The organism is Curtobacterium sp. MCBA15_001 (assembly GCF_001864835.1).
Classification (GTDB): Bacteria; Actinomycetota; Actinomycetes; order Actinomycetales; family Microbacteriaceae; genus Curtobacterium.
The window spans coordinates 1-24,591 of the sequence record NZ_MJGI01000012.1 but is presented as its reverse complement, the minus strand read 5'-3'; the positions used below and the strand labels follow the sequence as shown (position 1 = coordinate 24,591).

The following is a 24,591-nucleotide window of genomic DNA, read 5'->3' as shown; positions in this document are numbered from 1 at the left end:
GGGACGGATCAGGCGGCCATCAGTCCGTACCGGCGGTGGCCCTTGACGTCGTACCGGTCGAGCATCATGAGCTTGTCCCAGACGCGGACGAAGTCGGCGACGAAGCGCTCGTGGCCGTCGCTGCCCGCGTAGACGTCGACGATGCTGCGGAGCTGCGCGTTCGACCCGAACACCAGGTCCGCGTGCGAAGCGGTCCAGCGGTGCTCGCCGGTCGCCTGGACCGATCCCGTGAAGGTCGACTCGGTGTCGTCGGTCTTCGTCCACACCACGTCGGTGTCCGTCAGGTGCGTGAACCAGTCGGTGCTCAGCACGCCGACCCGGTCGGTGAACACACCCGTGTCCGAGCCGTCCCAGTTCGCCCCGAGCACGCGGAGCCCACCGGTCAGGACCGTCCACTCGGGTGCCGTCAGGGTGAGCAGGTTCGCCTTGTCCAGGAAGACGGCCTCGGGTGCGACGCCGGGGGCGAAGTCGGTGAAGCGCTCGGAGACGAAGTTCCGGAAGCCGTCCGCGACCGGACGCAGCCACTCGAACATCTCGATGTCGGTGAGCTCCTGCGTGGTGTCGACGCGGCCGGGGGTGAACGGCACCGTCGTCTCCGTGCCGGCGGCCCGGGCGGCCTGTTCGACCGCCGTGCTGCCGGCGAGGACGACGAGGTCCGCAAGCGAGACGTGCTTGCCCGAGGTCCGTGCGAAGTCCTCCTGCACGCCGCGCAGTGCCTCGACCACGGGGACGGTCCGCCGGTTGACGGCCCAGTCCTTCTGCGGCGCGAGGGCGATCCGGCCGCCGTTCGCCCCGCCGCGCTTGTCGCTGTCGCGGTACGTCGACGCGGCCGAGAACGCGGTGAAGACCAGGTCGGAGACGCTCTGCCCGGTCGCCAGGACCGCCTGCTTGAGCGCGGTGACGTCCGCGTCGTCCAGGAGTGCGCCCTCGGTGTCGGGGAGGGGGTCCTGCCAGAGCAGGTCGTCCGCGATGGTGACCTCCGGGCCGAGGTAGCGGTACTTCGGCCCCATGTCACGGTGCGTGAGTTTGTACCAGGCCTTGGAGAACGCCGTCGTGAACAGGTCGAAGTCCGCCAGGAAGCGCTCACACACCTCGCGGTAGGCCGGGTCGACCTTGAGCGCGATGTCCGAGGTCATCATCATGAGCGGGTTCATCTGCCCGGGCACGTGCGCGTCCGGGGTCTTCGGCGCGTCCGGGTCGGTCGGCGTCCACTGCAGGGCTCCGGCCGGGCTCTTCGTCTGCTCGAAGTCGTAGCGGAACAGGTTCTCCAGGTACGCGTTGTCCCACTGGGTCGGGTTCGGGGTCCAGCTGCCCTCGATGCCGTTCGTCGACGTGTACTCGGCGTTGCCGGTGCCGACGGGGTTGTGCCAGCCGAGGCCCATCGACTCGATCGGGGCGAGCTCGGGCGACGGGCCGATGTCCGACGCGTGGACCTGCCCGTGGCTCTTGCCGAAGGCGTGGCCACCCGCGATCAGTGCGACGGTCTCCTCGTCGTTCATCGCCATCCGCGAGAACGTGATCCGGATGTCCCGCGCCGACCCCATCGGGTCACCGTTGGCGTACGGGCCCTCGGGGTTCACGTAGATGAGTGCCTGGTGCGACGCTGCGAGCGGGCTCTGCAGGTCGTAGTCGGCGTCGCCGTTCTGCCCGGTCCACCGCTCGTCCCGGTTCACCATGTCGTCGCCCTGGTGCGCCTCGTGCGGGTTCCACACCTCCGGGCCCCACCACGTGCCGTCGTCCGGCTCCCACGCGTCGAGTCGACCGCCGCCGAACCCGTACGTCGGCAGGCCCATCAGCTCGAGCGAGCAGTTGCCCGTGAGCACCATCAGGTCCGCCCAGCTCAGCGCGTTGCCGTACTCGTGCTTGATCGGCTGCAGCAGGCGACGGGACTTGTCCGTGTTGCCGTTGTCCCACCAGCTGCCGATCGGCGCGAACCGCTGCATGGCGGTCCCCGCGCCGCCCCGGCCGTCCGCGATCCGGTAGGTGCCGGCCGCGTGCCACGCCATCCGGATCATCTGCGGGCCGTAGTTGCCGTAGTCAGCGGGCCACCAGTCGACCGAGGTGGTCAGCAGGCGCTTGATGTCGGCCTTGAGCTCCTCGAGGTCGATCTGCGCGAACGCCGCGGCGTAGTCGAAGTCGGCGCCCAGCGGGTCCGCGTCGACGCCGTTGCGGTGCAGCAGCTCCACGCGGAGGCGCTGCGGGTACCAGTCGGACAGCGTGGGGGACTGCCCGAACGCGCCGCCGAGGTGGTCACCACCCGCCGGCAGGGAGCCCCCCATGTGGAAACTGCAGGTGTTCGTGCCGTCCGGATCGGTCGGCGTGGTGGGGGATCCTCCGGTGGAGGTCCCGTTGGTGTCGGCGGTGCGGTGATCGGTCACTGCTGCTCCTTGTCGTCCCTGATGACCGTCGTCCGTGGTGACGGTCGTCCCCGGGGACGATCGTCCGTGATGACGGTCATGCGGTGTGGCGCGTCAGGTGCCCCGTGGCGACGCGTCCGAGTCCAGCGTTCGCGCACGCCCTGGGAGAACTGTCCGCAGAGTGCGCCCGGTGACTCGAAAACTCGAACATCCGGCCCAGCGGTGCGTTCGGCGGGGAGCATGGCGGGGTCACCGACCTCTGCGTGTTCACGTGCACTGGCCATCGGGCGCGATCGAAGCGGCCAGGCAGTGGCCTTGACGTTGCCTCGACGACGAGCCGCTCCATCTCGGTAGGGTCCGACGCATGGCGCTGGTGCTGACGTGTGGACTGTCGTTCTCGGGGAAGAGCACGTTGGCTGCTGGGATGTCCGACGCGTTGCCGGCCGAGCTGCTGAGTCTGGACCAGATCAACGAGGAGCGTGGTCTGCACGGTGGGCAGGGCATTCCGTCGGAGGAGTGGGCGGCCACCAATCGGATCGCTCACGAGCGTGCCCGCGCGCTCCTTGCCGACGGCAGCCACGTCGTCGTCGACGACACCGGATCACCGCGTTTCATCCGTGATGAGTGGCGCACGACAGCATCAGCGGCGGGTGCCCCGTTCGTGCTCGTGTGGGTGCAGGTCGATCGGGAGTTGCAGCGGCAGCGGGTCCTGGCCAACAGGACCGATCCGGAAAGACCCGACGTCACCGACGCGGTGCTCGAAGAACACGGCGCCAGCTTCGAGGCACCCGCTGACGAAGATCCGTTGGTCGTCGACGCGGCCTCCACGAGTGACCCGGTGACCATCGCTGCCACCGTCCAGGCAATCGAGGCCGCGACGGTTCGGTAGAGCATCCGCTCCCGGGACGCCGCCCGATGCGGGGCGCCATCGGACGGTCCCGGACGTTCTAGAGTTCGACTCAGGGACGCGCAGCGTCCCTGGGGGGAGAACGACACATGCGGGTTGCGATCACGGGCGGGACCGGCTTCGTCGGACGGCATCTCGCGGAGCGGTACGACCCCGAGGACGTGGTGATCGTGTCTCGGCGGACGGGGATCGAGATCGACGACGTCGACGCGCTCGCCAAGTCGTTCGCGGGCGTCGACACCGTGGCGCACTGCGCGGGCATCAACCGCGAGATCGGTGACCAGTCGTTCGAGCGCGTGCACATCCGCGGGACCGCCGCCGTGCTCGAAGCAGCGCACCGGGCAGGGGTGCAGCGAGTCGTCCTCCTGAGCTTCCTGCGGGCACGACCGGGCACCGGGTCCCCGTACCACGAGACGAAGTGGGCTGCGGAGGAGATGGTCCGCGCCTCCGGGCTGGACTACACCGTGCTCAAGGCCGGCATGATCTACGGCCACGGTGACCACCTCGTCGACCATCTCAGCCACACCGTGCAGACCGTGCCGCTGTTCGCTTCCGTCGGTCTCCGCGAGAAGACGATCAGCCCGATCCCGGTCGCTGAAATCGTGGACGTGCTGGTCGGCGCGCTGGAGGGACGCCTCTCACGCAGGACCGTCGCGGTCCGCGGCGGCGAGGCGCTGCTGCTCAGCGAGGCCGTCCGCCGCGTCGCCGGCGTGGTCGGCCGGCCGGTGCGGGTGTTCCCGGCGCCGGTGTGGGCGCACCGGGTGCTCGCGCAGGTCACCGAGTGGACGATGCGGGTTCCGCTCGTCGCCAAGGCACAGGTGCGGATGCTCGCCGAGGGCGTCACGGATGCGGCGCAGCCCGCCGGCGAACTGCCCGACGACCTGGCACCGAAGGCCCACTTCGACAGCGATCACATCCGGGCAGCACTCCCACCACGAGGCGGCTTCACATGGCGAGACCTCCGAATTCCTCGACATCCCTGACGCGTACAGACAACTTCTCTACCGAGCCACTCCCGCTCTGGACCGGGAGCCGATGGTCGAGCGGGCAGCGTGACGCACGCTGCGCTTGAGCTGCTCTGTCAGAGCAGGAAGAGGAAGCCTGCGAGAAGGAGGGCGGTGACTCCGAGCATCACGAACCCGGACACGAACCATCGGCGAGCCGGTGGCGTCTTCCATGCGTCGTCCCGACCGATGAGTCCTGCTCGCAACGCCGCGACGAAGCCGCCGATCAAGAGCGCCGTGGACACGACGAGAGTCGCGACGGCAACCCAGAAGAAGGTCAAGGAACTCATTGCCCGACTCTGTGCTCGGCGTCTTGTCGGCCGATCGATCACGAGGCTGTCGCACGCCGTACGCTCGCCGCATGAGACGCGTTCTCGATCTCCTCGGCATCACCCAGGCGAAAGGTTCACCTCGGCCCAAGATGCTCAGCGCGGTCATCGGTGGTGTCGGGTTGTTCTTCGTACTCACTGGTGGTTCGGTGATCGCCGGCAACGTCGAAGCCGGGGGTGTCGCCGCGATCTGGATCGGTGGCACTCTGATCGTGGTGGGCCTGGCGTGCTGGATCGTAGAGGGCGTTCTGAGCGCTCGAGCGACAGACGGCGGACCGTCTCAGTAGCCCATCGCCCATCGAGTGAATGCTCGTCCGGATTCGGTTGCGTCAGGTCGAGCACCGTCTCACGCGACCTGTGCCGAACGGTCGATGCGTCGAGTCGGCTGTGCCCCTACGGTCGGAAGATGCTCCAGCGAACCGCCGCCGTCACCGCAGCCCTCGTGATCACGCTCGTCTCGGTCACGGGGTGCGCAGCCGGTCCGGGAGGCGCGGCCTCCTCCGCCACGACGGCGGCGGTCCCACAGCTGGACCCGCAGGTCGCGTCCACACTCGACGACGCGCTCCGCACCGTGCAGGCGAGCCCCGGCGTCGCGAGCGCGACGAACCGGGTCGAGCTGCACCAGCGCTACACCGCCGCGGACGGAACCGACGTCACACCCCCTGGTCTCGACGCATGGGACAACCGCGACGCCGGCCCGGGCGCACCGCCGCCGATCGGCGGTGTCTCCCCGGACGACCCCGGGCTCCCGCCGGTGCCCACGCCCTCGGCTCGTCCCACACCCCCGGCCGGCGCGACCGAGACGCACTCCTTCTCGAGCGCCTTCGTGGTCACGATGGACCCGGACGCGACCCCGTCGGAAGCGTCCGCGGTTCCGGTCGCGATGGCGGAGCGGATCGCCTGGACCGGTGTCACCCTCACGCTGCAGGTGCCGGCCGGGCCGGGGCACGTCCTGTCCACCGTCACCTACGCAGGCACGTTCGACCAGCGGATCCCTGACGAGACCGCCCTCGGTGTCGCGTCCGGACTGGCGACGCTCGCCGCCACCCCTGGCGTGACCGGACTCGAGGCGAGCATCCCGCAGACGATGCGCGTCGACTACGGCTCGCTGACGATCGGTGTCTCGCCGGCGGACGACGCCACGCTCGCGCGGGTACACGCGGTGATCGACGGAACGGCGTTCGCCGGGACGACACTGCACGGGTCGTTCGGGAACGGGGCGAAGCCCTAGTCGGGGGCGCGACCGCCCGCTCAACCGCAGCCGCACACGCATCCGCACCCATCGCCCGAGCCGATCCAACGGGACACGGGGCTCCACGGCACACTTGTAGCCATGAGGCAGGACGACGACGATGAGGAGCTCGTTCCCCTCGGGGCTCCCGATCGTCACAGGCACTCCGTCAAGCCTTCTGCGGGCTGGGGAGACCTCGCCGTCACGCTGACGTTGTTCGGACTGAGCCTGCCGACGCTCGTGGTCGGCTGGATCGGCGTCGTGTTCGCGATGTTCGCCTTCGACGCGTGCGGTGGCGGGGGGTGCAACGAGGCCGCCGGATCGGTCGCCTCCGTCGGCTTCCCGATCGCGGCCGTCGTCAGCTTGGTTCTCTGGGCCTCGGTTGCTGAACGCCGCCGGCGTGCCCGTCGCCGCGCGTGGTCGTCTGGAGCAGGGGCAGTCGTCACCATCGTCGCCCTGTTCGCCATCGCTGCGACCGTCGTCCATCTCGCTGCACAGCCGAACTGAGCCGTTCGGTCAGGCTGCCGGCGGCGTGCATCGCTCTGCGCGCAGGATGCGGCCTCCTCGTGCATCCTGGGCGTGGCGGTGGGTGTTCCGCCAGGGGCTCAGAGTCCTCGACCGATGAGCACCGGCATCTGATGGCTCGAGGCCGGCGACCGAGTGCTCCGAGCCCGCAACCGCGAGGACACGGCACCGCGGACTGAGACTGTCGACAGCCACCGCCGGACCCGACCTCCCGAGTGCCAAGCTGATCGACGTGCGGCATCCCGACGCACGACGGCTCCCGGGGGTGGTGCGCATGACGACGTGGTCCGACGGACTCCCGCCCGCCGCACACGCCCGTGCCGCGCGCCAGCGCGAGAGCGGTGTCGCCGGCTCCCTGCTGTCCGCACCGGGCGCCGCTGCGATCGCCTCCGTCGCCCTGCAGCCCGTCGGCGAGGTCTTCGGGTCCCTCGTCGTGCAGCTCGGCTGGACCGGCGGCGGCTGTGGCATCTGGGCGATGGCGTCCCCGCTCGGGTACAACTACGGCTTCGGCGGTGCCACGGGGCCCGGTGGCAGCGGCTTCGGCAGCGGGATCCTCGGGGGCTGGACCACGCCGGTGCTCACCACGGGTGGCAGTGGCGGGCGGAACGCGGGCTTCGGCTCCTACGTGCAGGCCTTCGCGCAGGCGTGGCACGGCGCACACGACCGGATGCTCGCCGAGGCCGGGCTGCTCGCCGCGGACGGTGTGGTCGGGGTGCAGGTCCGCCGCCGCCGTCTCGAGGGGCAGATCTGGGAGTTCACCGCCACCGGCACCGCCGTCCGGACCCTCGACACGTCCATCAGCCCGCGAGCCGGAGCACCAGGCCCGCGAACGGGAGCATCGGGACACCGAGCCGGAGGCCCGTGGACCGCGGGCTTCTCCGCCGAACACACCACGGCCCTGCTGCAGTCCGGCTACGTCCCCCGGGGCATGGCGCTCGGACTCTCGGTGTCGACGAAGCACGAGGACGCGCTCCTCAAGCAGCAGCGCTCGACGTGGTCGGGCAACACCGAGGTCGACGGCCTCACCCACCTGCTGGAGGCCGCCCGGGACGACGCCCGCCAGCAGCTCACCAACCGCGCGGGCAGGCTCGGCGCCTCGGACCTGGTGGTCACCGACAGCTCGGTCGGCGAGTTCGAGACCTCGTGCGGGGACGAGTCCGACCTGCACGCCGAGGCGCTGTTCATCGGCACAGCGATCGCCCCCGGACCGATGCACGCGTTCCGGGGCCGCTCCGCGCAGTCCACCGCACGGCGCGGCGTCACGTCCGTCATCCCGCTGACCGACCCCGGCGTCCGCTCGGCCGCCCGGCACCGCTGAACCCGACTCACGAGAGGCCCGACCATGAGCACCCCAGACCTCGGCAGCGTGCCGCTCCCCGCGGACGCCAGCGCCCGGCTCGCCGACGGTGCGGGACGGCTCTTCACCTCGGACCTGTCTGTGAACGAGTTCCTGCTCGTCCGCCAGGCGGGCTTCCGCCCGGTCGGCCTCGTCCTGGGCTCGAGCGTCTACCACGTGGGCATCCAGACCGGGCGCTGGACCAAGAACATGGAGCTCGACAAGCTCAGCCAGGCGATGTACCAGGCACGCGAGCTCGCGATGACCCGGATGGAGGCGGAGGCCGACCGGCTCGGTGCGGACGGCATCGTCGGGGTCCGGCTCGAGATCGAGTTCAAGGAGTACGGGAACGACCTCGCCGAGTTCATCGCCGTGGGCACTGCCGTCGTCGCGGATGCCCCGCCGCCCACGGGGACGTGGCGGAACACGAAGCGGCTGCCGTTCACGTCCGACCTGTCGGGGCAGGACTTCTGGACGCTGATCCAGGCGGGCTACGCGCCGCTCGGCCTGACGATGGGCACGTGCGTCTACCACATCGCCCACCGCGGCATGATGGCGTCGATGACGACCATCGGGATGAACACCGAGATCCCGCAGTACACCGAGGCGCTCTACGACGCGCGGGAGCTCGCGATGGGACGGATGCAGACCGAGGCCGAGCAGCTGGACGCGGAGGGCATCGTCGGCGTGCAGCTCCTGTCGCTCCCGCACCGCTGGGGTGGGCACACGACGGAGTTCTTCGCCATCGGCACCGCCGTGCGCTCCCTGCGGCCGGACCACGTCATCGAGACGCCCACGCTCGTCCTGCCCCTCACCGATCGATGACCGACGGACCGACCGCACCGCTCGACGCCGGCGACGACCCGCAGGCCCTGCTCGACGGCCTCGCCGCGGCTGCGGGACGGGCCCTGCCCCCGGCCGTGGTCGACCAGGTCCTCGAGGTCGACCGCAGCCGGTCCCTCGGCGACCGCCTGGCCGGTCGACCGGGCGCCGTCCGCGCGGTCCGGCTCACGGGGGCGAGTGAGACGCTCAGCCTGCAGCTCGACGGCCGACGACTCGTCACCGAGGCCGCGCAGGTCTCCGGCGGGGTCACCATCGCCAGGCGGCACCCACCCCTCGGGACCTGGCTGGGCCTGTTCGCCGGCGAGGTCGCGGCGCTCGCGGCGGATGCAGCCGGCGACACGGCGGCGGTCGCCGCATCGCTCGGGAGGCTCGGCATCCGTTCCGTCGACGCGTTCCGTGTCACGGAGGCGGACGTCCACGGCGGCCTGGCCGCGCTGTCGGCGGCGGCCGCCACGCTCCTCCCGGCCGACGCCGCGACCACCGTGCGCCGCATCGTGGACCTGCTCACCGACGCGCTGACGCGCGTCGCCGGTGACCTGGCGAGCGACGCCGAGGTCGTCGTCACGCGCACCGCGACCGTCTACCTGCCGGACACGCTCCGGGCGTACGCGGCGCTGCCGGGGGACTGGGCGGCGACCCACCGGCTGTCCGACGGGTCCACGCCGCTCGAGGCACTGCAACGGCAGCTGGGGGTGCTCGAGACCGCTGCCCGGGCGATGCGCGATGCGGCCGTCGAGCGGAACGCGTCCGAGGTCGTCGTGAACGGGCGGTTCCTGGCGGACCGGTTCCGAGCCGCGGACCCGGGCCTCGAGCTGCGCTGACCGCGCACCGGCCCGGTCACTTGATCCCGGTGGAGGCGATCCCCTGGACGAACTGGCGCTGGAACGCGAGGAACACGACCAGCAGGGGCAGCACGGTGACGGTGGCGATCGCCATCACGGCACCCCACGGCGAGCTGAACGCGGGGTTGTTCGTCAGGGTGGACAGCGCGACGGGGACGGTCAGGTTCTCGTTGCCCTGCAGCACGACGAGCGGCCAGAGGAAGTCGTTCCACCGGGTCATGAACCCCAGGATCACGAGCACGCCGACCAGGGGCCCGCACGAGGGCAGCACCACCCGGAAGAACGTCTGGAACTCGCCGGCGCCGTCCAGTCGCGCGGCCTCCATCAGGGCGTCGGGCACCCCGAGCATGAACTGGCGCGCGATGAAGATGCCGACGACGTCGAACACCGTCGGCAGGATGACGGCCCACGGGGAGTCGACGAGCCCGATCTTCGCGATCACCAGGAAGCTCGGCACGAGGGTGACCTGGATCGGGATCATGATCGTGACGAGGAACGCCGAGTACAGCAGCCCGCGGCCCATGAACCGGAACTTGGCGAGGGCGTACCCGGCCATCAGGGACACGACGACGCTCAGCGCGGTGCCGACGCTCGTGATGAGCGCCGAGTTGCCGAGCCACCGCCACACCGGCTGGGTGCTGAAGACCTGCGCGTAGTTGTCGAACGACGGGTGCGCCGGGAACAGGTAGAAGGTGCCGCTCTGCGACTGCCCGCCGGGCGTCAGTGCCGACACGAGCATCCAGTAGAGCGGGAACACCATGAGGATCGCGAGCGCGGTGAGCGCGGCGACGAGGACCCAGCGACCCGGCTTCACCGGACGTCGACCCGGACGGGAGGCTCGGGTCGCCTCCGCAACGGACAGTGCCATCAGATGGCCTCCTCTGCCTTCTTGTTGGCCCGCTGCCGCAACAGGGTGAAGACGAGCAGGATCGCCACGAGCACCAGCCCGAGCGCCGCCGCGTACCCCATGCGTGCGTCGATGAACGCGGACCGGAACACGTACTGGATGAGGACCGTGGTGGAGAACCCGGGGCCGCCGCCGGTCATCACGTAGATGACGTCGAACGCCTGCAGGGAGAACACCACGTTGAGGATGAGGAGGATCGACGTCGTCGGTCGGAGGAGCGGCCACGTGATCGTCCGGAAGCGGACCCACCGTGAGGCCCCGTCGATCGCGGCGGCCTCCTTCAGCTCGGCCGGCACCGACTGCAGCGCGCCGAGGTAGATGACCATGCAGAACCCGATCCGGGTCCACACGACCACGATGACGAGCGTCGCCATCGCCCATCCCGGAGCCGTCAGCCACGGGACACGTCCGAGCCCGAGGGACTCGAGCAGGTTGTTCACGACGCCGTAGTCCCCGTTGAAGATCCACGACATGATCACGCCCACGACGACGCCGGCGGCGACCATCGGGACGAAGAACAGCGCGCGGAACACCGAGCGGCCCGGGAGCGGCCGGTTGAGGGCGACCGCGAGGGTCAAGCCGATGGCCATCGCCGTCGGGACGGTGCCGATCGTGAAGACGAGGGTGTTCCGGAGTGCGGTGCCGATCAGCGGGTCGGAGCCCATGTCGACGAAGTTCTCCGCCCCGACCCACGTGCCGTCGCCGAGGGACGTGCTGGAGTCCTGGAAGCTCAGCGCGATCGCGGTGACGATCGGGATGAGCGAGAACCCGAGGAAGAGGAGCGCGGCCGGACCGATGAACACGTAGGGGACGAAGCGCCCCTTGCGTCGGCGCGGTGCTCCGCCGGTGGCGACCCCGCCGGTCGCGGGGCCGGCGGACGTCGTCCGCGCGGGTGCTGTCTCAGTTCGCAGTGACACTGCGCATCGCCTCCATCATCTGGGCCGAGGCCTCCTTGGGGCTCAGCTGACCGAGCAGGCAGAGGTCGAGGTAGTCGGCGAACACGGCGTTCAACGACGAGAAGTACTGCCCGCTCTCGGCCTTCACCATCGCGAGCGGGATCGTGGTGCCCTGGTCGATGAACCGCTGCATCGTGTCGGTGTTCGCGGCGTAGCCGATGTCGGCGGCGTCGAGGGACTTCCTGGCGGGTAGCCAGTTGCCGTCGTGGCAGAACTGCCGCATCTTGCTGCGGGAGGTGATCATCGCGACGAGCTCGGCCGCGAGTTCCGGGTGCTTCGACGACTTCGTGACGGCGAGCGCGTTGCCGCCGAGGTCGCTCGCCTCGCCCGAGTTCCGGATCATCGGCGCGGTGCCCCAGTTGTCCTGCATGTCGGTGTCGAGCTGCATGATCGACTCGGGGTTGTTGAGCATCATGCCGATCTGCCCGGTCAGGAACAGGTTCCGGGAGACGTCGCCGCCGCCGCTCTTCGCGATGTTGCCGGTGGTGGCCAGCCCGTCGGCGTACCACTTGCGGCCGAAGGCGAGGGCCTCGATCGCCTCGTCGGAGTCCATCGACGGGGTCAGGCCGTCCTCGCCGAGGAACGAGCCGCCGTTCTGGTAGACGATCGGCAGCCAGCGGTACGCGGTCTCCGGTGCGGACCACCCGTAGCCGAAGGCGTACTTCCCGGTGACCCGCTTGACCTCCTTCGCGACGTCGAGGAACTCGGACCAGGTCCAGGCGTCCTCGAGGCGCTCCGGCGGCGTCACGCCGATCCTCGCCATCACCTCGCGGTTGTAGTAGGTGATGAAGTTGTCGGTGTGCTGGAAGACGCCGTAGATGCCGTCCCCGCGTGCGCCGATCGCCCAGAACGGGTCGCTGTAGTCCTTCCGGTAGTCCGCCGGGATCGACCCGGAGATGTCGACGAGGCTGCCGTTCGCGGCGTACCGGCCGATCTGCTGCGGGGTGATCCGGATGACGTCCGGCGCGAGGTCGGCGGCGAGTCGGGTGATGAACCACTGGTGGAACTGCCCCGTGGTGACCTCGACCGCGACGCTCGTGCCGGGGTGTGCCGCGACGAACTCGTCGGCGATCGACTGGTAGCTCGTGATGTCGGTCGGGATGTTCCAGGTTGACAGCCGGATGTGCTTCGTCCCGCCGGACGCGGCGGTGCCCTGTCCGGCGCAGGCGGCGAGTGCGCCCGTCAGCGTGATGCCGGCGAGGGCGAGGAACCCTCGTCTCGCGAGTTGGTGTGGTGGGGTGGTCGACATGGCGCGCTCCTTTGCGTGCTCGATGGCGTGGACCGGTGTGGTGCGCCCGGCCGGGGTGGTGACCACCGGCCGGGCGCGACTCGTCAGACCAGGGCGGGTCGGGCCTCCCGGTCGGCGTCCTGCGCGGCGGGAGCCGCCGTCGCCGGGCGGAGGGACTCGGGCAGCAGCGCCGCGTGCGCGTGCAGGAGCTCGTCGGTCATCGCGGCGATGCGGTCGAGCGTCAGGTGTGCCGCGGTCAGCGGGTCGAGCGCGACGGCGTGGTGCACGTGCTCGACGTTCCCCGTGAGCGCCGCGCGGACCGCGAGCGTCTGCACGTTCGTGTTCGTCCGGTTGATCGCGGCGAGCTGCGGCGGGAGCTCCCCGAACGACGTCGGGACGACCCCGTTGCCGTCGGCCAGACACGCGACCTCGACGCAGGCGTCCGAGGGCAGGTTGCTGATCACGCCGGTGGCGTTCGGGACGTTGCCGTAGACCACTGCCGGGACCCCCGTGACGATCGCGTTGACGATCGACGCGCCGTACTCGACGCTCGGGGTCAGGTCGGCCTTGAGTCGCTCGAGCTGCTGGTCGACGTCACCCTGCTCGTCGTGGGCCAGGCAGATCTCGTAGTAGTCCCAGCGTTCCGGGATGTACTCCAGGACGGTCTCCGGGTCCTTCCGGAACCAGGGCACGTACTCGCTGGCGTGGTGGCTCGACTCGGTCTCGAAGTAGCCGAACGATCGCATCAGCTGCGTGCGGACCTGCTCGTTGCCGCCCTCGTAGTTGCTCGCCGCCGCGGCTGCCTCGCTGTGGTCGCCGTCGTCGTCGTGCAGGTCGGACGCCGCGACGCCGCGCTGGTGCTTCGCGGTCATCACCTCGCGCAGGCGCGGGTAGAGGTCCTCGCCGTTCCGTCGCTTGAACTCGAGGATCCAGGCCTGGTGGTTGATGCCGGCGCTGACGTACTCGACCTCGTCGTAGGGCACGTCGAGGGTGCGGGCGAGCATCCGCGTGGTGCCCTGCACGCTGTGGCAGAGCCCCACGGTGCGGAGGCCCTTGGCGTTGAGGAACGCGGTGGCCATCGCCATCGGGTTCGCGTAGTTGATGAACTGGGCGTCGGGGCAGAGCTCGAGGGCGTCGCGGGCGATGTCCTCGTAGGCGCGCACGGACCGCAGGAAGCGGAAGACCCCGCCCGGGCCGACGGTGTCGCCGACGGCCTGGTCGATGCCGTACCGCCGCGGGATCTCGACGTCCCACCTGTAGGACTCCACGCCGCCGACCTGGAAGGTGATGATGACGACGTCGGCGCCGTCGAGGGCTGCGCGACGGTCGGTGGTCTCGAGGACCTCGACGCCGAGGCCGTGGTGCGCGACGAGTTCCCGCGCGGCGTTCGCGGTGCGGGCGACCCTGCCCGCGTCGAGGTCCATGAGGTGCAGCGTCGCGTCCTGCAGTGCGGGGAAGGAGACGAGGTCGCCGATGAGACGGAAGGGGAAGACGAAGCCGCCGGCGCCGATGATGGTGATCTTGGTCATGGTCCGACGCTAGGGAGGGCACCCCCCGTCGGTCCTCCGGCTTCGGAGGCGGGGGTTCCAGGATCCTCCGATCCGTCCGGCGCGGGTGCGGGGTGCGCACGTAGGGTCGGGGTGTGCTCGACGTGGAGACGATGGAAGCGGCGTACTGGAGCCACCGTGGCCCGGCGCCCACCATGCTGTCCTCGCACCGGCACGACGACCTCGAGATCAACCTGGTGCTCGACGGACGGCTCGACTACCGGTTCGGCGGGGCGCCCGTGTCCGTCCGTGCCGGCGAGGTCGCGTTGTTCTGGGGGTGGACACCGCACCAGCTCGTCGGGGACGGGGACGGGGACGGGGACGGGGACGGGGGCGGGGGCGGCGCAGTCGGCGCAGACGGCGGCGGGGAGTTCCTCTGGGCGCACATCCCGCTCGGCGAGGTCCTGGCGTGGGGGCTGCCCGACCACGACCTCGGCGCGCTGCTGCTGAACCGTCCGGTGCTCGTCCCCGCGACCGCCGCCGGCCGGGACGTCGAGTCGATGTTCGGGTCGTGGCAGCACGACTTCACCGACGACGGTGCCGAGCTCATCGCCGGCCTCGAGGCACAGGCGTTCGTCCGGCGGCTCCTGCGCCACCACCGCGACGCGCTCGACCTGCGACCGGACGGTGGCCACGGCACGGCGGACGCCATGCACCGGGTCATCGACATGGTCCGCTTCGTCGTCGACCGGTTCCGGGACCCGATCGAGGTCGCGGACGTCGCCGCTGCCGCACACCTGCACCCGCACCACGCGATGACCGTCTTCCGGCAGGACGTCGGCTCCACCATCGTCGAGTACCTCACCCGGTGCCGGGTCGCCGAGGCGCAGCGGTTGCTCGCGACGACGTCCCTGACCACCGCGGAGATCGCCCACGCGGCCGGGTTCGGGTCGCAGTCGAGCTTCTACGCCCACTTCACCCGGGCGTGTGGGACGGCTCCGGGGGCGTACCGGTCGGGGCAGCGCCGGGGTGCTCGAGGCTGACCTGGTCGATGCCGAGCACGTCGAGCGCCCGGTCGATCGCCTGCGCGGGCCGGCCCTCGCCGTGCACCGCCCACCAGGTCAGCGCGGCACTGGCGGCCGCTGCCACTGCACTGGCACGCACCGTCACCACCAGGTCGTCGGCGGGGCGACCGTCCCGCTCGGCGACGAACTGCACGATCGCCCCGGTCAGCGCGTTCACGGTGGCCTCGCCGCCGCGTTCGAGCGAGGGGTTCGCGCGGATCACGCGCAGCCGGTGCCGGGTGACCTCGAGCGCGTCGTCCGGGAACGAGGCCCCGATCCGGTAGGCAGCGCGGAGCGCCGGCCCCGAGGGCTCCGCCGCCGGTCGGGAGCGCAGGGCGTCGGTGAACCGCACCGCGAAGTCGTCGAGGCCGCCCCACACCAGGGCTGCCTTGCTCGGGAACAGCCGGAACAGCGAGCGACGGCTGATGCCGGCGGCAGCCGCGACGTCGTCCATCGAGACCGCGTCGAACCCGTCCTCGTCGAAGCGCCGGAGCGCGGTGAGCGACACCGCGTCCGGGTCGATCGTGCGCGGACGTCCGGTCGGACGGTCCTCGATCGGGTTCATGGCATCCTTTCGGCACTGAGTGCTACAACTGTGCTCGGCGCATCGCGCGCCTCTCAGTGAGGAGACCCCATGAGCGACAGCAGCACCGCCGGACGGTTCACCGGCAGGACCATCATCGTCACCGGAGCAGGATCCGGCATCGGACGCGCCACGGCCGCCAGGATCGCCCACGAGGGTGGCCGCGTCGTCGCGACGGACGTCGTCGCGGAGCGGCTGGACGCCCTGCGCGCCGAACTCGTCGACGGCGCCGGACTCGCGGTCGAGACCGTCGTGGGCGACGTCACGGACGCTGCGACCATCGACGCGCTGCTCACCGCCGCGGGCGGACACGTGGACGGGCTCGCGAACGTCGCCGGGATCATGGACGCGTTCCTGCCGCCGAGCGAGGTCGACGACGCCACCTGGGAGCGCGTCTTCAGCGTCAACGTCACCGGCCCGATGCGGCTGACGCGGGCCGTGCTGCCGCTGATGATCGCCGCCGGCCGGGGCGCCGTCGTGAACGTCGCCTCCGAGGCGGCACTCCGGGCCTCGGCCGCCGGCGCCGCCTACACGGCGTCCAAGCACGCGATCGCCGGGTTCACGAAGAGCGTCGCGTTCTTCCACGGTCCGCAGGGCATCCGCGCCAACGCCGTGGCGCCGGGAGCCGTCGCGACGAACATCGAGGCGCCGATGCGCAGCGAGTACGCGGCGTCGCGGGTCGGTCCGGTCATGCAGGTGACGATCCCGCCGGTCGCGCAGCCGGAGCAGCTCGCCGCTGCCATCACCTGGCTGTTGAGCGACGACTCGGCGAACGTCAACGGCGCGGTGCTGCCGAGTGACGGCGGCTGGTCCGTCGTCTAGCCGCGTCGCATCGCGGCGGTGCGGACCGACAGCCAGACCGCCACGCCGTAGACCACGAAGGCCAGCACCACGTGCCAGGGCGTCACCCAGTCCCAGCCGAGCGTGGTGATCGTGTGTCCGAGCAGCCACTGCACGACGCTCAGGACGAAGAGCGCCCCGGCTCCCACGGCCGCGAGGCGTGCGGCTCCGAGCCGGGTGAAGCCGACCACCGCGGCGGCCAGCGCGAACACCATGATCGGGTACGCGATGGAGCCGTGGACGTCGGTCCAGGTCTGCTTGGCGGACTCGGGCAGGCCGTCGGAGATGAACTCCCCGGCGGTGAGCGACTGCAGGAAGACGAACAGGACGGTCAGGCCGACCAGGATCGCGAAGGCCCGACGGGGTCCCGCGGGGAGGGGGCTGGCGGTGCGGGTCGTGGGACGCGCAGTGGGGGCTGTCATGTCCTGGACGCTCGGCGCGCCCGCCACGGTGAGGGACGATCCCGCACGTTCGAAACCTCACACGGTGCGGTCTGCGGACCACGACGGGCCGCCTTCGCGCAGCCGCGCGACCTGCTCGTCAGCGGCGGCGCGCCAGAGCGTCGGGTCGTCGCCGGGCGGCACGAGTGCCAGGGACGTCCAGAGCACCAGCAGGTCCCACCACGCGGCCTCGGTCGGGGTGAGCGGGCTGACGGAGGTGTACCCGTCGAGGAACGTCCGCCGAGCGGCCTCGGGCGTCGGACCCCAGTCCCGGTAACGGGTGCCGAGCATCACCGCAGCACGTGTCAGCTCGACGACGCGGTGGTCGGTGCGCAGTTCCTCGAGGTCCAGCATGCCGACCACGACACCGTCCGCCAGGAGCACGTTCGCGGACCGGACGTCACCGTGCACGACCTGCAGCGGCATCGACGCCGTCGGGGCAGCGGCGAGCAGGGCGCGCAGCAGGTCGACCGCTTCGGCTGGCAGGTGCTCGGGGACGTGGTCGAGCCACCCGGCGACCTGGTCGACGAGCGGCAGCGGCGCGGGTCGCAGCGCGCCGACGTCGGCTGGGCGCGGGTACTCGGCCAGAGCATGGTGCACGCGGGCGAGTGCGGCACCGGTGGCACGGACCTCGGCCGGGTCGGCCACGTCGAGCAGGTCGCCGACGACGACCCGCTGCAGTCCGGCTGACACCCCGTCGACCTCGAGCTGCACGGACCCGTCGAGCTGCACGGACCCGTCGACCTGCACGGACCCGTCGACCGCAGGGACCGGCGCCGACACGGGCAGCCCGCGCGCGCCGAGCCAGGCCGCGACGTCGGCGGCGACCGCCAACCGCCGGAAGCGCGACGGTTCGACGCACCACTTCAGCAGCACGGGGTCGTCATCGGTGTCGAGCCAGGCGAGCGCGTTCCGGTCACTCATCACGATCCGCGAGCAGCCGGTCGCGCGGACACCCCATCGCGCCCGGACGGTCGCGACCGCCCAGTCAGCCGCCGCCTGCTCGCTCGTGAACCCGAACCGGTCGCGCAGTGCCCGGTCCGCGTCGACGGTCTCCCACAGCATCGTGATCCCCATGGGCACAGCCAACCGTGTCCGGCTGTGGTTCGCATCCGCCGGACGGGAGGTCCATTGCCAGCTGGCACCGGGCCTCCCGTCTGCAGCGCGGTCGCGCTCAGCGGTCGGCGAACCCGCCGAGCATCCCGGAGATGAAGCGCTTCTGCAGGAAGAAGTACAGGACGACGATCGGCAGCGCGACGATCACCCCGGCGGCCGACAGCAGCGAGTAGTCGGTCAGGTGCGCGCCCTTGAAGAACGCCAGACCCAGCGGTGCGGTGCGGTGGTCCTCGCTGGTGATGAGCACGAGGGGGAGCAGGAACTCGTTCCAGGTCCACATCGTGATCAGCAGGGCCATCGTCATGATCGGTGCGACGGCCGCGGGGACGATGACCTGCCAGAGCAGTCGGACGTCCCGGGCACCGTCGAGCCGCGCGGCCTCGATGACCTCGCCGGGGAAGCTGCGGAACTGGCTGCGCATCCAGAAGATCCCGAACGCCAGGGACTGCGCGGTCTGCGGCAGGATCAGGCTCGCGTACGTGTCGGTCAGGCCGACCGAACGCAGGTTGAAGTAGAGCGGGATGATGAACGCCTCGGCGGGGAGCATCAGCCCTGCCAGCATCACGAAGAAGAGCACGTTCGAGCCGAAGAAGTCGAGCCGGGCGAACGCGAAGCCGGCGAACACCGCGAGCACGGTGGTCAGCACGACCACCGAGACCGTGACCAGGACGCTGGAGAGCATGTACGAGGCGAAGTGGCCCTGGTTCCACGCGGCGCCGAAGTTGCCGAGGTCGAGTCGGGTCGGGACGCTGAAGCCGCCGGAGTTCTGCGCGGGCGGCGTCACCGAGGACAGCAGCACCCCGATGAGCGGGATGATCGCGAACAGGGCGAACAGCGACAGGATGACGTAGTTCACGGTCTTCTCGCGGAGGGAGATCCTCATGCGACGTCCTTCGGCTGCAGACGGCTGATCAGGGCCGTGACGATCATGATGACGACGGTCAGCGACACCGCGACCGCGGCGGCCGATCCCACCTGCCCGGTCTGGAACGCCCGGTTGTAGGCCTCGAACGCCGGCACCGACGTCGAGTTCCCCGGGCCGCCGCTCGTGGTGACGTAGACCAGGTCGAAGGTCTTCAACGCCGACACCACGGTGAGCGTCAGCGCCGCAGCGATCTGCCCGCGGAGCGACGGCAGCGTGATCGAGAAGAACTCGCGCACGGCGCCGGCCCCGTCGATGCGGGCGGCCTCGAACAGGCTGGGGTGGATGTTGCCCACACCGGACAGGAACAGCACCAGGCAGAGCCCGACGTTCAACCAGGTGCCGACGAACCCGATCGCCGGCAGCGCCGTGTCGTACCCGCCGAGCCACACCTGCGCGAACTGCCCGAGCCCGACCAGCCGCAGCCCGTCGTTGAGGAGCCCGTCGGCCGAGTAGATCGACACCCAGATGGTGGCGACGACGACCGACGCGATCACCTGCGGAAGGAACAGCACCGTGCGGAAGAACGACATGCCGCGCAGCCCGTTCGCCCGCGAGATGAGCACCGTCAGGAACAGCGCCACGACGACCGGCACCGCGGCGTAGAACACCATGAGCACCAGCGCGTGACCGAACGAGGCCCGCAGCTGCGTGTCCGTGAACACGCCGACGTAGTTCGAGAACCCCGCCCAGGTCGCCGCGGACAGGCCGTCCCAGTCGTAGAACGAGTACTGGATGCTCTGCAGGAACGGCACCCCGAGGAACACGGCGAACACGACGAACGCCGGCAGGACGTAGAGGTAGGCGACGAGGCTGCGCCGACGCTTCCGGACGCCGCCGGTCGTCGTGCGGGTCCGCCCCCGGCGGGCGCTGCGGTCGGCAGCGCCCGCCGTGGTCCCGGTGAACTGGGTCACGAGGTCCTCGCTACTTCTTCACGAAGCCGGCGTAGTCGTCCTGGAGCGTCTTCGTGTACTGCTCCGGGGTCGCCTTGCCGGCCACCAGGTCCTGCATCGCCGCGGTGATCGTGTCGTAGAACGTCGGGGTGGCGTAGTCCAGGTACGGCGTGATGCTGTTCGACGACGAGATCGTCTTGTAGTTGCTGGTGACGTCGGCCGCGATCGTCCCGGCAGCGGGGGTGTCGTCGTCCGGCACCACCGTCGGCAGGTTGCCCTTGGCGACCAGCGTCTCGGCCGCCTTCGCGTTCGTCACGAAGTCCACGTACGCAGCCGCGGCGTCCGCGTTCTTCGTCTTCGAGGTGATGGCCCACGCCAGACCCTCACCACCCATCGTCACCGGGCTCGACGCCCCCGACGGGGTCAGCGCCGTGAACCCGATGTCCTTCGCGCTCGACGCCGCCTCGAGGGTCGCCAGGTACCAGGTGCCCGTGATCAGGAACGCCGACTCGCCCTTGCCGAACGCGGCCACGGCGTCGTCCCGCGAGACGCCGTTCGCACCCTGGGTGACGTAGCCCTTGTCGACCCAGTCGGTGATCGTCTTCGCCGCCTGGACCTCCTCGTCGCCGGTCCAGCTGCCGGACTTGCCAGCGACCAGGTCGTTCACCGCGTCGTGCCCGGCCAGGGCGGAGAGCACCAGGCCGTACAGGTGGATGCCCGGGCTCTTCTCGACGTCGCCGTAGCTCAGCGGCAGCGCCCCGGAGGACTTCACCTGCTGCATGTCCGCGGTCAGCTCGGCAACGGTCTTCGGCGGGGCGTCGATGCCCGCCTTCTGCAGCACGGACTTGTTGTAGTAGAGCCCCACGAGCTCACCGGTCTGCGAGACGCCGTACAGGTCGTCCCCCTGCCAGGTCTTCCCGTCGCTGGAGAACGAGTTGAGCTTCAACAGGCTCGACGGGTAGTAGTCGTTCCAGCCGTAGAGCTTCGCGTAGTCGTCCACCGGCCGCAGGAACCCGGCCTTCACGAACGCTCCCATGTCCGGGTAGCCCTGGTTCGCCTGCACCACGTCCGGCGGGTTGTCCCCGGACAGGGCGAGCTTCAGCGTCGTCTTCAGGTCGGCGAACGAGCGCGAGACCCGCTTGATCGTGATGTTCGGGTGCGCCTTCTCGAACGCGTCGTTCAGGGCCTGCTGCGCGTCGTTGATGCCGGTGTCGGTGTTCTGGTCCCACACCGTCAGGGTGGTCTTGCCGGACCCGACGTCCTTCGAGACCGGCCCCAGGCTCTGGGACGCGGCAGGAGCGGCCGATCCGCCGGGCGTGCACGCGGTCAGCCCGAGGGCCAGGGCTGCGGCGACGCCGATGACCATCGTCGCCTTGCGGGAGTGCTTCATGGTGGACCAGTCCTTCGAGTCGGGCTTCGGGCTTCGGGTGCTTCGGGTGGGGGCGGGGTGGGACAGTCAGTGGGTGAGGGCGTCGGCGTCCAGGAACGACCAGTCGCCCGGGGCGTCCGTGCGCCCGAGGAACGCACGGAGCTGTTCCGGATGCGGAGCGCTCGCGGCACCACCGAGACCGGTGACCGCGTAGGCGGCGCTCGCCGCGGCGAACCGCAGGCGGGTCTCGAGGTCCCAGCCGCGCAGACCACCGGCCATGAACGACGCGACGAAGACGTCGCCCGCTCCGGTCGGGTCGACCACGTCGACGCGGATCGTCGGCGCAGTGACGACCGTGCCGTTCGCCGAGTCGACGGCCACGACCCCGTCGCCACCGCGGGTGACGACGGCCAGCGGGACCCGTTCGGCCAGGGCCTTCGCGGCGTCGAGGGCCGAGTCGGTGCGCGTGTACCGCATCGCCTCGACGTCGTTCGGCACGAAGACGTCGACCTCGGCGAGCCGGTCCAGCACGCCGCCGGACCACGCGCCGGTGTGGTCCCAGCCGACGCCGCCGACCACTGTGGTTCCGGCAGCACGGAGTTCGGCGACCCAGGCGGGCAGCTCGTGGGCGATGCCGACGTGGGTGGCGGCGATCGGCCCGAGGTCGTCGGGCACGGTCAGGGCGTCGAGGTGTTCCTCGTAGGTGATGAAGCTGCGGTCCTCGGGGCCGGTGAGTGCGACGGACACCGAGCTCTGGTGTCCGGGCACGACCGCGAGCAGGGTGGTGTCGAGCAGCGGCTCGGCGGTGAGGGTGCGGTACACGTGCTGGCCCAGGACGTCGTCCCCGAGTCGGCTCAGCAGGCGCGTCGGGGCACCGGCACGAGCAGCTGCGACCGCGCGGTTCGCGACACCGCCGGGCGTGACGGTGAACGCGTCGGCGAAGACCTCCGCTCCCTGTTCCGGAGCGGTGACGCCGGCGAACACCAGGTCGCAGAAGACGTCCCCGGCGAACAGCAGGGCGGTCGGTTCTGCGTCGGTCACGGCGGCTCCTCGTCATTGCGGATCGTGCCTGCGCAGGTCGTGCGCATTCCGGGACGGATCCGCTGGTGATGCTCAAGCCTGCGTGCTTGGTGTTGCGAGGACGTTACTCGATTGCACCAGATTTGTTAAGTCTGCTCCAGATCACGATTTGGATGCGCGATCTTGCGTGAGTGTGCGCGAGTTCGGCTACAGTGGCGCCATGATCCTGCGAGAGCGGCAGAACCGCATCATCAAGGCGCTGCGGGCCGACGGTGCCGCCTCGGTGCAGGAGCTCGCCGACGCACTCTCCGTCAGCGCCGCGACGATCCGCCGTGACCTCGAGATGCTCGACCGCAACGGCGAACTCGTGCGGACCTGGGGCGGTGCCGTGCTCGCGCCCCGGCAGACCGCGCAGGACGGCGACGACGGCGAACCGATCGAGACCCCGTTCGAGGCCGCCGGCGACCTCGACCTGAAGCGGCGGATGGCGGTGGCGGCCGCGGCGATGGTGCAGGACGGCCAGGTCGTCATCCTCGACATCGGCACGACGACGCCGCAGATCGCCGAGCTCCTGCGGGGGCGCGACATCACCGTGATCACGACCAACCTCGCCGTGTTCGACGTGCTGCGCGACGACGAGGCCGTCCGGCTCGTGCTGCTCGGCGGCGTCGTCCGCCGCAACTACCGCACGCTCGTCGGGTCGTTGGCCGAGGCAGCGCTCGAGCACGTCAGCGCGGACCTGCTCTTCCTGTCGTGCACCGGCGTCCGGGCCAACGGACACGTGGTGGACAACATGGCGGTGGAGGCCCCGATCAAGCAGTCGATGATCGCCGCTGCCGAGCGCGTCGTCCTGCTGGCGTCCGAGGCCAAGTTCCCCGGCAGCGGTGCCCTCCGGCTCTGCTCCCTGACCGACGTCGACGTGGTCATCACCACGACCGGCGCCCCCGACGAAACACTCGCACACAGCCGGAACGCCGGCGGAGAGGTCATCACGACATGAAGCTCTGCATCCTCGGAGGCGGCGGGTTCCGCACGCCGTACGTGTACCAGGCACTGCTCCGCGACACCGGGTCGCCGCGGGTGGACGAGGTCGCACTGTACGACGTGGACGAGGACCGGCTGCACGCCATGGTCGCGATCCTCACCGAGCTCGCCGCCGACTTCCCCGACGCGCCGGTCCTCAAGCCCACCACCGACCTGCACCGTGCGGTCGAGGGCAGCGACTACGTGTTCGCAGCGCTCCGCGTCGGTGGCCTCGAAGGACGTCGCTGCGACGAACACGTCGCCCTCGACCTGAACGTGCTCGGGCAGGAGACCACCGGCCCCGGCGGGCTCGCGTACGCCATCCGCACCGTGCCCGTCATGGTCGAGGCGGCGAAGGTCATCCGCGACCTGGCTCCGAACGCCTACGTGATGAACTTCACCAACCCCGCGGGCATCATCACCGAGGCCATGCAGACGGTCCTGGGCGACCGGGTCCTCGGCATCTGCGACACCCCGTCGGGACTCGGGCGTCGGGTCGCCGGCATGCTCGGGCTCGACCACACCCGCGTGCAGATGGACTACGTCGGCCTGAACCACCTGGGCTGGATGCGCCGGGTGATGTACGACGGCCGCGACGTCCTGCCCGAGCTGATGGCGGACGACGAGCGACTGGGAGCGATGGAGGAGGGGCACGTCTTCGGCCTCGACTGGATCCGCTCGCTCGGCTCGATCCCGAACGAGTACCTGTTCTACTACTACTTCAACCGTGACGCCGTGCGCTCGATCGTCGGGTCCGGCAAGACGCGCGGCGACTTCCTCGCCGAGAGCCAGTCCGCGTTCTACGACCGGGCGAGCGCCGCGGGCAACGGCGTGGCCGAGCTCTGGCGCGAGACCGTCGAGCGGCGCAGCGCGTCGTACATGGCCGAGGCGAAGGGCGGCACGCAGGACGAACCGCTCGACCCGAAGGAGCGCGAGACCGACCCGTCGCACCAGGGCTACGCGGGGGTGGCGCTGGGCGTCATGGCCGCGATCAGCCGCAACGAGCGTCAGACGATGATCCTCAACGTGCGGAACAACGGCACGATCGCCGGGCTCCCGCGCGATGCCGTGGTCGAGGTCCCGACGATGGTGGACGCGAACGGCGTGCACCCGATGACGACCGACCAGCCGGACCTGCACCAGATCGGGCTGATGTCCCAGGTCAAGGCCGTCGAGCGCCACACCATCGCGGCGGCGCTCACCGGGTCGAAGGACGAGGCCCTCAAGGCGTTCGCGCTGCACCCCCTGGTCGACAGCGTCAGCGTCGCCCGCGACCTGGTGCGCGGCTACGTCGACCGCATCCCCGAGGTGGCGGCGGTCCTCACCAAGTAGCGAGACGGACTGGAGGGCCGGTGCCAGCTGGCACCGG

The 24,591-nt window shown here is 70.6% G+C and carries 25 protein-coding genes; 12 read left to right on the top strand and 13 right to left on the bottom strand.

The window, feature by feature from the left end; all coding sequences use genetic code 11:
* Positions 1 to 8 precede the first annotated feature (8 nt).
* Entirely contained in the window at positions 9 to 2,378 is a 2,370-nt protein-coding gene (gene katG, locus BIU90_RS05695; RefSeq protein WP_217640899.1) for a catalase/peroxidase HPI, read from the bottom strand.
* 343 nt (positions 2,379 to 2,721) lie between these two features.
* Here katG and BIU90_RS05690 point away from each other — a divergent pair, with 343 nt between their 5' ends.
* Both BIU90_RS05690 and BIU90_RS05685 read left to right on the top strand, forming a co-directional pair.
* Positions 2,722 to 3,246, top strand: a complete 525-nt coding sequence (locus tag BIU90_RS05690; RefSeq protein WP_071299279.1) for an ATP-binding protein — start codon at positions 2,722 to 2,724, stop codon at positions 3,244 to 3,246.
* Positions 3,247 to 3,353: 107 nt separating this feature from the next.
* Positions 3,354 to 4,247: an NAD-dependent epimerase/dehydratase family protein gene (locus tag BIU90_RS05685; RefSeq protein ID WP_071299278.1), complete on the top strand. Its 894-nt coding sequence runs from the start codon at positions 3,354 to 3,356 to the stop codon at positions 4,245 to 4,247.
* 98 nt (positions 4,248 to 4,345) lie between these two features.
* Here BIU90_RS05685 and BIU90_RS05680 read toward each other — a convergent pair whose 3' ends face one another.
* Entirely contained in the window at positions 4,346 to 4,558 is a 213-nt protein-coding gene (locus BIU90_RS05680) for a hypothetical protein (protein WP_071299277.1), read from the bottom strand.
* Positions 4,559 to 4,629: 71 nt separating this feature from the next.
* Between BIU90_RS05680 and BIU90_RS05675 the strand changes: the two genes are divergently transcribed.
* The 6 genes from BIU90_RS05675 to BIU90_RS05650 all read left to right on the top strand — a co-directional run bounded on the left by BIU90_RS05675 (position 4,630) and on the right by BIU90_RS05650 (position 9,353).
* The gene (locus BIU90_RS05675) at positions 4,630 to 4,884 is read left to right on the top strand and encodes a hypothetical protein (RefSeq protein ID WP_139195133.1); all 255 of its coding nucleotides are present in this window, start codon (positions 4,630 to 4,632) and stop codon (positions 4,882 to 4,884) included.
* 119 nt (positions 4,885 to 5,003) lie between these two features.
* Positions 5,004 to 5,828: a hypothetical protein gene (locus tag BIU90_RS05670; protein WP_071299275.1), complete on the top strand. Its 825-nt coding sequence runs from the start codon at positions 5,004 to 5,006 to the stop codon at positions 5,826 to 5,828.
* Between the two features lie 102 nt (positions 5,829 to 5,930).
* Positions 5,931 to 6,335, top strand: a complete 405-nt coding sequence (locus BIU90_RS05665) for a hypothetical protein (RefSeq protein WP_139195132.1) — start codon at positions 5,931 to 5,933, stop codon at positions 6,333 to 6,335.
* 292 nt (positions 6,336 to 6,627) lie between these two features.
* Positions 6,628 to 7,671, top strand: a complete 1,044-nt coding sequence (locus BIU90_RS05660) for a heavy metal-binding domain-containing protein (RefSeq protein ID WP_139195131.1) — start codon at positions 6,628 to 6,630, stop codon at positions 7,669 to 7,671.
* A gap of 24 nt (positions 7,672 to 7,695) precedes the next feature.
* On the top strand, positions 7,696 to 8,514 hold the full coding sequence (locus tag BIU90_RS05655) for a heavy metal-binding domain-containing protein (RefSeq protein WP_071299272.1): 819 nt from the start codon (positions 7,696 to 7,698) through the stop codon (positions 8,512 to 8,514).
* On the top strand, positions 8,511 to 9,353 hold the full coding sequence (locus tag BIU90_RS05650) for a hypothetical protein (protein WP_071299271.1): 843 nt from the start codon (positions 8,511 to 8,513) through the stop codon (positions 9,351 to 9,353). Before BIU90_RS05655 ends, BIU90_RS05650 begins: the two co-directional genes overlap by 4 nt.
* A 16-nt stretch (positions 9,354 to 9,369) precedes the next feature.
* Here the strand turns inward: BIU90_RS05650 and BIU90_RS05645 are convergent, their stop codons facing one another.
* The 4 genes from BIU90_RS05645 to melA form a co-directional block, all read right to left on the bottom strand.
* The gene (locus BIU90_RS05645; protein ID WP_254786954.1) at positions 9,370 to 10,242 is read right to left on the bottom strand and encodes a carbohydrate ABC transporter permease; all 873 of its coding nucleotides are present in this window, start codon (positions 10,240 to 10,242) and stop codon (positions 9,370 to 9,372) included.
* Entirely contained in the window at positions 10,242 to 11,198 is a 957-nt protein-coding gene (locus BIU90_RS05640; RefSeq protein WP_071299269.1) for a carbohydrate ABC transporter permease, read from the bottom strand. The genes BIU90_RS05645 and BIU90_RS05640 overlap by 1 nt, the downstream gene beginning before the upstream one ends.
* The gene (locus BIU90_RS05635) at positions 11,182 to 12,486 is read right to left on the bottom strand and encodes an ABC transporter substrate-binding protein (RefSeq protein WP_254786953.1); all 1,305 of its coding nucleotides are present in this window, start codon (positions 12,484 to 12,486) and stop codon (positions 11,182 to 11,184) included. The genes BIU90_RS05640 and BIU90_RS05635 overlap by 17 nt, the downstream gene beginning before the upstream one ends.
* 83 nt (positions 12,487 to 12,569) lie before the next feature.
* Complete coding sequence (gene melA, locus BIU90_RS05630; protein WP_071299268.1) at positions 12,570 to 13,994, bottom strand: alpha-galactosidase; 1,425 nt, start codon at positions 13,992 to 13,994, stop codon at positions 12,570 to 12,572.
* Between the two features lie 113 nt (positions 13,995 to 14,107).
* Between melA and BIU90_RS05625 the strand changes: the two genes are divergently transcribed.
* Complete coding sequence (locus BIU90_RS05625) at positions 14,108 to 14,995, top strand: helix-turn-helix domain-containing protein (protein WP_254786952.1); 888 nt, start codon at positions 14,108 to 14,110, stop codon at positions 14,993 to 14,995.
* Here BIU90_RS05625 and BIU90_RS05620 read toward each other — a convergent pair.
* On the bottom strand, positions 14,928 to 15,581 hold the full coding sequence (locus BIU90_RS05620; RefSeq protein ID WP_071299267.1) for a TetR family transcriptional regulator: 654 nt from the start codon (positions 15,579 to 15,581) through the stop codon (positions 14,928 to 14,930). The genes BIU90_RS05625 and BIU90_RS05620 overlap by 68 nt on opposite strands.
* A gap of 69 nt (positions 15,582 to 15,650) precedes the next feature.
* On the opposite strand from BIU90_RS05620, the gene BIU90_RS05615 reads away from it, so the two are divergent.
* Positions 15,651 to 16,421: an SDR family NAD(P)-dependent oxidoreductase gene (locus tag BIU90_RS05615; RefSeq protein ID WP_071299266.1), complete on the top strand. Its 771-nt coding sequence runs from the start codon at positions 15,651 to 15,653 to the stop codon at positions 16,419 to 16,421.
* On the opposite strand, the gene BIU90_RS05610 is transcribed toward BIU90_RS05615, so the two are convergent.
* The 6 genes from BIU90_RS05610 to BIU90_RS05585 all read right to left on the bottom strand — a co-directional run bounded on the left by BIU90_RS05610 (position 16,418) and on the right by BIU90_RS05585 (position 22,220).
* Positions 16,418 to 16,861 carry a hypothetical protein gene (locus BIU90_RS05610; protein ID WP_139195130.1) on the bottom strand — a complete coding sequence of 148 codons (444 nt, stop codon included), beginning with the start codon at positions 16,859 to 16,861 and terminating at the stop codon, positions 16,418 to 16,420. The genes BIU90_RS05615 and BIU90_RS05610 overlap by 4 nt on opposite strands.
* Before the next feature lie 57 nt (positions 16,862 to 16,918).
* On the bottom strand, positions 16,919 to 17,956 hold the full coding sequence (locus BIU90_RS05605) for a phosphotransferase enzyme family protein (RefSeq protein WP_071299264.1): 1,038 nt from the start codon (positions 17,954 to 17,956) through the stop codon (positions 16,919 to 16,921).
* A 97-nt stretch (positions 17,957 to 18,053) separates the two neighbouring features.
* Complete coding sequence (locus tag BIU90_RS05600) at positions 18,054 to 18,878, bottom strand: carbohydrate ABC transporter permease (RefSeq protein WP_071299263.1); 825 nt, start codon at positions 18,876 to 18,878, stop codon at positions 18,054 to 18,056.
* A complete protein-coding gene (locus tag BIU90_RS05595; RefSeq protein ID WP_083403737.1) occupies positions 18,875 to 19,831 on the bottom strand; it encodes a carbohydrate ABC transporter permease in 957 nt (318 codons plus the stop codon). The genes BIU90_RS05600 and BIU90_RS05595 overlap by 4 nt, the downstream gene beginning before the upstream one ends.
* 10 nt (positions 19,832 to 19,841) lie before the next feature.
* Positions 19,842 to 21,200, bottom strand: a complete 1,359-nt coding sequence (locus BIU90_RS05590) for an extracellular solute-binding protein (protein ID WP_071299262.1) — start codon at positions 21,198 to 21,200, stop codon at positions 19,842 to 19,844.
* A 66-nt stretch (positions 21,201 to 21,266) separates the two neighbouring features.
* Positions 21,267 to 22,220: a carbohydrate kinase family protein gene (locus BIU90_RS05585; protein WP_071299261.1), complete on the bottom strand. Its 954-nt coding sequence runs from the start codon at positions 22,218 to 22,220 to the stop codon at positions 21,267 to 21,269.
* Positions 22,221 to 22,419: 199 nt separating this feature from the next.
* On the opposite strand from BIU90_RS05585, the gene BIU90_RS05580 reads away from it, so the two are divergent.
* Both BIU90_RS05580 and BIU90_RS05575 read left to right on the top strand, forming a co-directional pair.
* On the top strand, positions 22,420 to 23,199 hold the full coding sequence (locus BIU90_RS05580) for a DeoR/GlpR family DNA-binding transcription regulator (RefSeq protein ID WP_071299362.1): 780 nt from the start codon (positions 22,420 to 22,422) through the stop codon (positions 23,197 to 23,199).
* Complete coding sequence (locus BIU90_RS05575) at positions 23,196 to 24,554, top strand: 6-phospho-beta-glucosidase (protein WP_071299260.1); 1,359 nt, start codon at positions 23,196 to 23,198, stop codon at positions 24,552 to 24,554. The genes BIU90_RS05580 and BIU90_RS05575 overlap by 4 nt, the downstream gene beginning before the upstream one ends.
* The last annotated feature ends 37 nt before the right edge of the window (positions 24,555 to 24,591 follow it).